Below are 10628 nucleotides of genomic sequence, written 5' to 3'. Positions count from 1 at the left end.
CCTACCTGCGGCCGAGCCGCTACTGCCAGTCCGACGAGGTGTTCACGCAGGCCCGACGCCAGTTCAAGGGCCTCACCGGCCACGACCTCATCGCCGCGGTCACCTCCTTCGTCTCGACGAGCACGACCTACACCCCGGGACTCAGCCTCGGCACCGACAGTGCGGTGACCACCCTCATGACCGGGCAGGGCGTCTGCCGTGACTACGCGCATGTGGTGATCGCGCTGCTGCGCGCGATGGACATGCCCGCCCGCTACACAGCCTGCTTCGCGCCGGGTCTTCGCCCGATGGACTTCCACGCCGTCGCCGAGGCATACCACGACGGCGCCTGGTACGTGATCGACGCGACCCGCCTGGCGAACCGCCGCTCGCTCGTGCGCATCGCCACGGGGCGCGACGCGGCCGACTGCGCGTTCCTCAGCTACTACGGCGGCAACGTGCGGCTCGCCCGCATGAACGTCGACGCGTGGGTGACCGACGTCCCCGAGGGGCAGCCCGCCGAGGAGCTCGTCGACCCGGCCGTCGACGACCACGAGTCGCTCGTGCAGCTCGTCTGACGCGGAAGGATGCGCCGCGCCCGCCCGTAGACTTGTCGGGCTATGGATCCCGAAGCCCTCTCCACGCTCCTGCTCGATGTCGTCCGTCCCGCCGCCGAGCGGCGACGCGAGGGCGCGGGCGGCGAGCTCGCGGCATCCGACATCGTCCTCGAGCGTCCCAAGAACCGCGACCACGGCGACTGGGCCTCGAACATCGCGCTCAAGCTCGCCAAGGGCCTCGGGGCGAACCCGCGCGAGCTCGCGACCGAGATCGCCGACGCCCTGACGGCGGCGCCCGGTGTCGCGAGCGTCGAGGTGGCAGGCCCCGGCTTCATCAACATCCGACTGGATGCCGCGGCCGCCGGCGCACTCGCGAAGGTCATCGTCGAGGCGGGCGCCGCGTTCGGCACGAACGAGAGCCAGCACGGCAACACGATCAACCTGGAGTTCGTCAGCGCGAACCCCACCGGTCCGCTGCACATCGGCCACACGCGCTGGGCGGCGCTCGGCGACGCGGTGGCGCGACTGCTCCTCGCCAGCGGTGCGACGCTCGTGCGCGAGTTCTACATCAACGACGCCGGCGCGCAGATGGAGCGCTTCGGCCGCTCGGTGCTCGCCGCGGCCACCGGGGGAGAGGCCCCCGAGGACGGCTACGCGGGCGCCTACATCGACGACCTCGGCCGCCGGGTGCTCGCCGCCCGCCCCGACATCGCCGACCTCGACGCCGACGAGGCGGTGATCGTCGCGCGCGATCTCGCCTACGAGTACCAGCTGGGCGAGATCCAGGCCTCGCTCGCGCGCTTCAACGTGCACTTCGACGTGTGGTTCTCCGAGCGCATGCTGCACGCACAGCCCGAGGACGGCGGGCCGAGCCTCGTCGACGAGGCGGTCGACCGGCTGCGCGCCCAGGGCCACGTGTTCGACCAGGACGACGCGGTGTGGGTGCGCACGACCGCGTTCGGCGACGACAAGGATCGCGTCATCCGACGCTCGAACGGCGAGTACACCTACTTCGCCGCCGACGCCGCCTACTACCTGAACAAGGGCGACCGCGGCTTCGCGCACAAGATCTACCTGCTCGGCGCCGACCATCACGGCTACGTGCACCGACTCAAGGCGCTCGCGGGCGCGGCGGGCGACGACCCCGACCGCGACATCGAGGTGCTCATCGGCCAGCTCGTCTCGGTCAACGGTGCACGCCTCAGCAAGCGCGCGGGCAACATCATCGAGCTCGACGACCTGCGGGACTGGCTCGGCACCGACGCGCTGCGCTACTCCCTCGCGCGCTACCCGGCCGACTCGCCGCTGACGCTGGACCCCGAGATCCTGCAGAAGCGCACGAACGACAACCCGGTCTTCTACGTGCAGTACGCCCACGCGCGCACGCACAACGTCGCCCGCAACGCGGCCGACTCCGGGGTCGACCGCTCGGCCTTCGCACCCGAGCTGCTCACGCACGAGACCGAGAGCGCGCTGCTCGGGGCGCTGCAGGAGTTCCCGCGCATCGTGGCGTTCGCCGCCGAGGTGCGCGAGCCGCACCGCGTCGCGCGCTACCTCGAGGAGCTCGCCGGTCTCTACCACCGCTGGTACGACAACTGCCGCGTCATCCCGCTCGGCGACGACACGATCGACGACGTGCACCGCACCCGCCTGTGGCTCAACGACGCCACCGGCCAGGTGCTGCGCAACGGCCTCGATCTGCTGGGTGTGAGCGCCCCCGACCGCATGTGAGGCATCCGTGACCGACGACGCCCGATCGACGTTCCCGTTCGAGATCCCCGAGCAGGATGCCGCGCCGCGCCGCCGACGCCGGTGGGTCGTGTGGGTCGTCGCGATCGTCATCGTGGCGGTGCTCGCGGTGGCTGCCTGGTTCGCCGGCGACGGGATCGCCCGTGCGATCGTGACCTCGGTCATCCAGCAGCAGGTCAAGAGTCAGCTGGCGCTGCCGGCAGATCAGCAGGTCGACGTGCAGTTGTCGGGTCAGGTCATCCCCCAGCTCATCGGCGGGCGTCTCGACGAGGTGCGCGTCTCCTCGTCACAGGTGAGCGCCGGAGGGGTGACGGGCGCGGCCGACGTCACGCTGCACGGCCTCGACCTGTGGAACGATCACGCCATGACCGGCGGCGAGGGCACCATCCGCCTCGACGAGCAGCAGCTGCGCACCCTGCTCGCCGCACAGCAGGGATTCCCTGCGGAATCGGTCGGGCTCGCCGCGCCGAACGTGACGGCCTCGAGCCAGCTGTCCTTCCTCGGCGCGCAGATCCCGGTGTCGATCGCGCTCACGCCGTCCGCGAAGGACGGTGCACTCGTGCTCACCCCGGCCTCGCTCCAGATCGCGGGCGCGACGGCCACCGCCGACGACGTGCGGGCACGATTCGGGGCGTTGGCCGCGCCGCTCACCCAGTCGTGGACGATCTGCGTGGCCGGCAGCATCCCCCGTGGCATCACCCTCACGGGGGTCTCGGTCGAGGCATCCGATCTCGCGGCGACGTTCTCGATCGACGGCAGGATCCTCACCGATGCCTCGCTGCGCCAGAAGGGCTCGTGCGGCTAGCCGCCCATCCCCGGCGCTGTATGCCCGGTGCCCTAGACTCGTGCCGTCCCGTTGTGTCACCGCGCCGCACGGTGCGGGCGCGTGGGTTTCACCGCGCCGCAGCATCCGTCGATTGGTTCCCGTCCGTGTCCGCCTCGCCCGACCGCCCCACCGTGCCGACCTGGCTCGAGGTGCCGCGCGACGCCAATGACCTGGCTGAGCGTGTGTGGCCGGCGTCGGCGACACGGGATGCCGCGGGCGCGCTGCAGCTCGCGGGCGTCACCGCACCGGCGCTCGCGGCCCGCTTCGGCACCCCTCTCTACGTGATCGACGAGGACGAGGTGCGGGGCCGTGCTTCCCACACGCTCGCGGCCTTCACGGCGGCGGCCGCACGACACGGGGTGTCGGCGCGCGTCTACTACGCCGGCAAGGCGTTCCTGTCGACCGAGGTCGTGCGCTGGGTGACCCAGGAGGGTCTTGCCGTCGACGTGGCGAGCGAGGGTGAGCTCGCCGTCGCGCTCGCGGCCGGCGCGGACCCGTCCCGCATCGGCGTGCACGGCAACAACAAGTCCGTCGCGCAGCTGGAGCGCGCCGTCGCCGCGGGCGTCGGCTCGATCGTCCTCGACAGTCTCGAGGAGCTCGATCGGCTCAGCGCGATCGTCGCTCGCACCGGGGCGACCCAGCCGGTGCTCGTGCGGGTCGTGAGCGGCGTGCACGCCGAGACCCACGACTTTCTCGCGACCGCCCACGAGGACCAGAAGTTCGGCTTCGCCCTCGCCGATGCGCCGGCGGTCGTCGCCCGCATCCGTGCGACTGCGGGCCTGCAGTTCATCGGACTGCACTGCCACATCGGCTCCCAGATCTTCGGGTCGGCCGGCTTCGCCGAGTCGGCCCGCCGTCTCGTGGCCGTGCACGCCGAGCTGCTCGCCGCCGGTGCCGTGCCCGTGCTGAACCTCGGTGGCGGGTTCGGCATCGCCTACACCCGGGTCGACGTGCCGAGCCCGATCGACGAGCTCGCGGAGCAGATCGTCGACGGCGTCGCGCTGGCGTGCGCCGAGCGCGGCATCCCGATCCCCCACCTGGCCTTCGAGCCCGGACGCGCGATCGTCGGACCCGCCGGCGTCACGCTGTACACGGTCGGCACGGTCAAGCCGGTGCGGGTCTCCGACGACCTCACCCGCACCTACGTGAGCGTCGACGGCGGGATGAGCGACAACGCCCGCCCCGCGCTGTACGGCGCCCACTACTCCGCGCGACTCGCGAGCCGTGTGAGCAGCGCCGATGCGGCACTCGTACGTGTGGTGGGCATGCACTGCGAGTCCGGCGACATCGTCGTCGACGCCGAATACCTTCCCGGGGACGTCGCCGCCGACGACCTGCTGGCCGTGCCCGCGACAGGTGCCTACTGCTTCTCGCTCGCGAGCAACTACAACTACGTGCCCCGCCCGCCCGTCGTCGCCGTGCGCGGCGGCGAGGCGCGCGTGATCGTGCGCGGAGAGACCATCGATGACCTCCTGGCGCGCGATGCCGGGGTCGCCCTCGAAAGGAACGCATGACCGACTACCGACTGCTGCGCGTCGCCCTGTTGGGCGCCGGCGCGGTGGGCAGCCAGGTGGCCGCCCTGCTGCTCAAGCACGCCGACGAGCTCGCCGACCGCGCGGGCGCCCGTCTCCAGCTCGCAGGGATCGCCGTGCGCAGCCTCGACGCCCCGCGCGACACGGAGCTCCCTCGCGAGTTGTTCACGACCGACGCGGCGAGCCTCATCGCCTCGAGCGACATCGTCATCGAGCTCATCGGCGGCATCGAGCCGGCCCGTGAACACATCCTGAGCGCGATCGGCTCGGGCGCCGACGTCATCACCGCGAACAAGGCGCTGCTGGCCACGCACGGCCCCGAGATCTTCGAGGCCGCCGACCGCGTGGGCGCCTCGGTCTACTACGAGGCCGCCGCCGCCGGCGCCATCCCCATCATCCGTCCGCTGCGCGACTCGCTCGCGGGCGATCGCGTGCGACGCATCATGGGCATCGTCAACGGCACGACGAACTACATCCTCGATCGCATGGACACCGAGGGTGCCGAATTCTCCGACGTGCTCGCCGACGCGCAGCGCTTGGGATACGCCGAAGCCGACCCGACCGCCGACGTCGAGGGCTACGACGCCGCGCAGAAGGCCGCGATCCTCGCAAGCCTCGCCTTCCACACCGCCGTGCCGCTCGAGGCCGTGCACCGTGAGGGCATCACCGCCATCGACAAGGCGATCATGGATGCCGCGCGTCACGCCGGCTACGTCGTGAAGCTGCTCGCGGTGTGCGAGCGCCTCGACGGACAGGACGACAGCCCGACCGGTGAGGCGATCTCGGTGCGCGTCTACCCGGCGCTCGTTCCCCGCAGCCACCCCCTCGCGAGCGTCCACGGCGCCAACAACGCCGTGTTCGTCGAGGCCGAGGCCGCCGGCCCTCTCATGTTCTACGGCGCCGGCGCCGGCGGCGTGCAGACCGCGTCCGCCGTGCTCGGCGACGTCGTGTCGGCCGCACGCCGTCACATCGCCGGCGGTGTCGGCGTGGGGGAGTCCACGCGCGCCAACCTCCCCGTCGTCGAGGTCGGCCGCGTCGTCACCCGCTACCAGATCACGCTCGAGGTCGTCGACCAGCCGGGCGTCCTCTCCACCGTCGCCGGACTCCTCAGCGACGGCCACGTCTCGATCGCCACGGTCGAGCAGACCACCACCATCGGTGAATCGGATGCCGCGGCCACCGCGCGTCTGGTCATCGGCACGCACAAGGCCAAGGAGCAGGACCTGAGCGCCACCGTCGAACGACTCGCCGCGAGCGAGGTCGTCGCACGGGTGGTCTCGGTGCTGCGCGTCGAAGGGAACTGACATGGCACACGTCTGGCGCGGAGTCCTGCGCGAATACGCCGACCGCCTCGGGGTGACCGAGGCATCCACCGTCGTCACGCTCGGGGAAGGCGGCACGCCGCTCATCCCGGCCGCGGCGCTGTCGCAGCGCACGGGCGCCGACGTCTGGGTGAAGTTCGAGGGCATGAACCCGACCGGCTCCTTCAAGGACCGCGGCATGACCGTCGCCCTCTCCCGCGCCGTCGAGCACGGCGCGAAGGCCGTCATCTGCGCGTCGACGGGGAACACGTCCGCGTCGGCCGCGGCCTACGCGGCGCACGCCGGCATCACCGCCGCCGTGCTCGTGCCCGAGGGCAAGATCGCGATGGGCAAGCTCAGCCAGGCGGTCGCCCACGGCGGGCGCCTCATCCAGGTGCGCGGCAACTTCGACGACTGCCTCGAGATCGCCCGCGAGCTCGCAGCGCACTACCCGGTGCACCTCGTGAACTCCGTCAACCCCGACCGCATCGACGGCCAGAAGACCGCGGCCTACGAGGTCGTCTCGCAGCTCGGCGACGCCCCGGACTTCCACTTCATCCCGGTCGGCAACGCCGGAAACTACACGGCCTACACCCGCGGCTACCGTGAGGAGGCCGACCGCGGTGTCTCGACCCGCGTGCCGCGCATGTTCGGGTTCCAGGCCGAGGGCTCGGCGCCGCTCGTGCGGGGCGAGGTCGTGAAGAACCCCGAGACGGTGGCGAGCGCCATCCGCATCGGCAACCCCGCCTCCTGGGACTTCGCGATCGAGGCGCGAGAGGCCACCGACGGCTACTTCGGCGCGATCGACGACGCACGGATCCTCGCGGCGCAGAAGCTCCTCGCCGAGACGGCGGGCGTGTTCGTCGAGCCGGCCTCCGCGATCAGCGTCGCGGGCCTGCTCGACCGTGCCGAGGCGGGCGTCATCCCCGCCGGCGCGCGTGTCGTGCTCACCGTCACCGGCCACGGGCTCAAGGACCCCCAGTGGGTGCTCAAGGGCGCGGACGGCGTCGACGTGACCCCCACGGTCGTCGACGCGGCGACCAGCGAGGTCGCCTCGGTGCTCGGCCTCGCGCCCGCCGAGGCATCCGCGTGAGCGTGCCCCCGGGCCGTCGCGCCGTCGTCCGCGTGCCGGCGACGAGCGCGAACCTCGGCCCGGGCTTCGACACGCTCGGCCTCGCGCTGAGCGTCTACGACGAGGTGACGGTCACAGCCCTCGCCGACGACCGCCTCGAGATCGAGGTCACCGGCGCGGGCGCCGACGGCGTGCCGCGGGATGCCTCGCATCTCGTCGTGCGTGCGATGGCCTACGCGTTCGAGGCCGTGTCGCGCACGCTGCCCGGCATCCGGCTCGAAGCCCACAACGTCATCCCCCACGGCCGCGGCATGGGGTCCTCCGGCGCCGCGGTGGTGTCGGGCCTGCTCGCCGCGAAGGGCCTGCTCGAGGGTGACGTCGAGCTCGGCCCCGACCTGCTGCTGCGCCTCGCGACCGAGCTCGAGGGGCACCCCGACAACGTCGCGCCGGCGTTGTTCGGCGGCCTCACGATCGCCTGGGTCGACGAGCTCGGTCCGCAGCACAAGAAGCTGCTCGTGCACCGCGGCGTCTCGCCGATCGTGTTCGTGCCCGAGTTCACCATGTCGACGTCCGTGGCGCGCTCCCTGCAGCCGCTGCAGGTGTCGCGCGAGGACGCGGTGTTCAACGTGTCCCGCTCGGCGCTGCTGATCGCCGCTCTGACCCAGAGCCCCGAGCTGCTGATGGCCGCCACCGAGGACAAGCTGCACCAGAACTACCGGGCCGCAGCGATGCCGGAGACCGATCTCCTCGTGCGCGAGCTGCGCGCGGCGGGGTTCCCCGCCGTCGTGTCGGGGGCGGGCCCGAGCGTGCTCGTGCTCGCCGACGGCCCGGGCCGTCGCCTCGAGGCGGCGGCCCTCGCCGCGACGCGCACCGAAACGCCGTGGGAGGCGCTCATGCTGGCCGTCGATGTGAGGGGTGGTACAGTGAACACCGACGCGGAGGGTGCCTCGTAACGTCGTTTACACGGCCTCCGTCGCAATCTGCGAAACCGCGCGATCCCTGAAATCCGATTTCCGAGCCACGCTCGATCGGTCCCGAGGATCCTCTTCGGGTGGGCGGATGTCTCTCTGTCGATGTCCGTAGTCGTCGCGCGCCCCATCCTCTACAAGGGAGTACTCGTGGAGTCCATCTCCGAGATCCAGACCGAAGACAACACCACCCCGGCCGACGCGGCGCTGCCGTTCGAGGGCCCCGACATCGAGGTGCCGAGCGACCAGCCGGCGCCGGCCGATGCCACCCCCGCGGCCGCCGACGCGCCCGCTGCCGAGGCCGACGCACCCGCGCGCAAGACGGCCCGTAAGCCCGCCCGCCGCCGCGTCTCGGCACTCGCCGCCGACCTCGGCGTCGACGCCAAGACCGTCATCGCTCGCGCCGCCGAGCTCGGTGCGAGCCTGAAGAGCGCGCAGTCGGCCGTCGACGACGACCTCGCTGCGCAGCTCACCGCATCCTTCGCCGAGCCCGCTGACGCCGCCGCGGTCGAGCCGGCAGCGATCGACACCGTCGAGGGTGACCTGGCCACCGAGGGGGATGCCGCGGCATCCGCCGCCGACGAGGCGCCGGCCGACGCCGCCGCGGCCGGTGAGACCGAGGGCGCCGAGCAGGCCGACGGCGAGCCCGCCGAGGGCGAGCAGCCCACCGGCAGTCGTCGCAGCCGTAGCCGCAACCGGAACCGCAACCGCAACCGCAACGCCAACGGCGGCGAGCAGGGCCAGGCGCCCGCCGCGAGCGAGTCCTCGGACGACGCGCAGGCCGCCCCAGCGATCGCCGGCGGCGCGCAGACCCCTGCCCAGAGCCGCAACCGTCAGCGCAACAAGCGCCGCGGTCAGGGCCAGACCGGTGACGAGTTCGAGACCGAGATCGGCGAAGACGACGTGCTGCTGCCGATCGCCGGCATCCTCGACGTGCTCGACAACTACGCCTTCGTGCGCACGACCGGCTACCTTCCCGGCCCGAGCGACGTCTACGTCTCGCTCGGTCAGGTCAAGAAGTACAACCTGCGCAAGGGTGACGCGATCGTCGGCGCGATCAAGCAGCCGCGCGAGAACGAGGCACCCAGCCGCCAGAAGTACAACGCCCTCGTCAAGGTGGACTCGGTCAACGGCCTCGCCCCCGACGACGCCGAGAACCGCGTCGAGTTCGGCAAGCTCACCCCGCTCTATCCGCAGGAGCGCCTGCGTCTCGAGACGGCGCCGGAGAAGCTCACGCAGCGCATCATCGACCTGGTCGCCCCCATCGGCAAGGGTCAGCGCTGCCTGATCGTCGCGCCCCCGAAGGCGGGCAAGACGATCGTGCTGCAGCAGATCGCGAACGCGATCGCGACCAACAACCCCGAGGTCCACCTCATGGTCGTGCTCGTCGACGAGCGGCCCGAAGAGGTCACCGACATGCAGCGGACGGTCCGCGGCGAGGTCATCGCCTCGACCTTCGACCGTCCCGCCGAAGACCACACCACCGTCGCCGAGCTCGCCATCGAGCGCGCCAAGCGCCTCGTCGAGCTCGGTCGCGACGTCGTCGTTCTGCTCGACTCGATCACCCGTCTCGGCCGCGCCTACAACGTCTCAGCGCCCACGAGCGGCCGCGTGCTCTCGGGCGGTGTGGACGCCTCGGCGCTGTACCCGCCCAAGCGCTTCTTCGGCGCCGCGCGCAACATCGAGAACGGCGGCTCGCTGACGATCCTCGCGACGGCGCTCGTCGAGACCGGCTCCAAGATGGACGACGTCATCTTCGAGGAGTTCAAGGGCACCGGCAACAGCGAGCTGCGCCTCTCGCGCCAGCTCGCCGACAAGCGCATCTTCCCGGCCGTCGACGTCAACGCGTCGAGCACGCGCCGCGAGGAGATGCTGCTGTCGGCCGACGAGGTCAAGATCACGTGGAAGCTGCGCCGCGCACTCGCCGGCCTCGACGCCCAGCAGGCGCTCGAGGTCGTGCTCGGCAAGCTCAAGGAGACGCAGTCGAACGTCGAGTTCCTCGTGCAGATGCAGAAGTCGATCCCGGCGCCCGCCGGTGGCGGCCACTCGCACGGACACGAGAACAACATCCGCTGATCCGGGTTCGCCGTGGCTGAACCCGCGATGTTCGACTCGGCCCGCCAGCTGATCGACGAGCACAAGGCCGTCCAGGAGGAGCTCTCCGACCCGGCCGTGCACGCCGATGCGGCGCGCGCGAAGCGCGTCAACCGGCGCTACGCCGAGCTGTCGAAGATCGTGCACGCCTACGAGGCGTGGGGCGCGGCATCCGATGATCTGGATGCCGCGCGCGAGCTCGCCCGCGAGGACGACGCCTTCGCGGCGGAGGTCCCGGCGCTGCAGGAGCGCCTGGCGACCCTGCAGGAGCGCCTGCGACGCCTGCTGATTCCGCGTGATCCCGACGATGCGCGCGACGTGATCATGGAGATCAAGCAGGGCGAGGGCGGCGCGGAGAGCGCGCTGTTCGCCGCCGATCTGCTGCGTATGTACCTGCAGTACGCCGCCTCGATGGGGTGGAAGACCGAACTGCTCGAGCGCAACGAGTCCGACCTCGGCGGTTACAAGGACGTGCAGGTCGCGATCAAGGGCGCGCCCGGCGACCCGTCGCAGGGCGTGTGGGCGCATCTGAAGTACGAGGGCGGGGTGC

Annotated in this window: 9 protein-coding genes; all 9 read left to right on the top strand. The window is 71.6% G+C overall.

Annotated features, from left to right (window positions below; genetic code table 11):
• Positions 1-557 (top strand): transglutaminase-like domain-containing protein (locus tag ASG00_RS11010; RefSeq protein WP_235559501.1); only part of this gene is annotated, 557 nt, incomplete at its 5' end.
• Positions 558-599: 42 nt separating this feature from the next.
• Complete coding sequence (argS, locus tag ASG00_RS11005) at positions 600-2267, top strand: arginine--tRNA ligase (RefSeq protein ID WP_056209518.1); 1668 nt, start codon at positions 600-602, stop codon at positions 2265-2267.
• A gap of 7 nt (positions 2268-2274) precedes the next feature.
• Complete coding sequence (locus ASG00_RS11000) at positions 2275-3090, top strand: LmeA family phospholipid-binding protein (protein ID WP_056209514.1); 816 nt, start codon at positions 2275-2277, stop codon at positions 3088-3090.
• 125 nt (positions 3091-3215) lie between these two features.
• Positions 3216-4625: a diaminopimelate decarboxylase gene (gene lysA / locus ASG00_RS10995; protein ID WP_056209512.1), complete on the top strand. Its 1410-nt coding sequence runs from the start codon at positions 3216-3218 to the stop codon at positions 4623-4625.
• Positions 4622-5947 carry a homoserine dehydrogenase gene (locus ASG00_RS10990; RefSeq protein WP_056209509.1) on the top strand — a complete coding sequence of 442 codons (1326 nt, stop codon included), beginning with the start codon at positions 4622-4624 and terminating at the stop codon, positions 5945-5947. The genes lysA and ASG00_RS10990 overlap by 4 nt, the downstream gene beginning before the upstream one ends.
• Position 5948: 1 nt before the next feature.
• Positions 5949-7037: a threonine synthase gene (thrC, locus tag ASG00_RS10985; protein WP_056209506.1), complete on the top strand. Its 1089-nt coding sequence runs from the start codon at positions 5949-5951 to the stop codon at positions 7035-7037.
• Complete coding sequence (gene thrB / locus ASG00_RS10980; protein ID WP_137877572.1) at positions 7028-7969, top strand: homoserine kinase; 942 nt, start codon at positions 7028-7030, stop codon at positions 7967-7969. The genes thrC and thrB overlap by 10 nt, the downstream gene beginning before the upstream one ends.
• A gap of 165 nt (positions 7970-8134) precedes the next feature.
• Positions 8135-10060, top strand: a complete 1926-nt coding sequence (rho, locus tag ASG00_RS10975; protein WP_056209590.1) for a transcription termination factor Rho — start codon at positions 8135-8137, stop codon at positions 10058-10060.
• 27 nt (positions 10061-10087) lie between these two features.
• The coding region (locus tag ASG00_RS18170) for a PCRF domain-containing protein (RefSeq protein WP_235559505.1) at positions 10088-10628 on the top strand (541 nt) is incomplete at its 3' end.

This window comes from Microbacterium sp. Leaf351 (assembly GCF_001423825.1).
Taxonomy (GTDB): domain Bacteria; phylum Actinomycetota; class Actinomycetes; order Actinomycetales; family Microbacteriaceae; genus Microbacterium; species Microbacterium ginsengisoli.
Note: the sequence above shows the minus strand (reverse complement) of the source record. Positions and strands in the feature narration are given on the sequence as shown.

Coding starts and splice junctions, on each gene's coding strand:
- argS (WP_056209518.1), top strand. CDS start 600: ATGGATCCCGAAGCCCTCTCCACGCTCCTGCTCGATGTCGTCCGTCCC.
- thrC (WP_056209506.1), top strand. CDS start 5,949: ATGGCACACGTCTGGCGCGGAGTCCTGCGCGAATACGCCGACCGCCTC.
- ASG00_RS10990 (WP_056209509.1), top strand. CDS start 4,622: ATGACCGACTACCGACTGCTGCGCGTCGCCCTGTTGGGCGCCGGCGCG.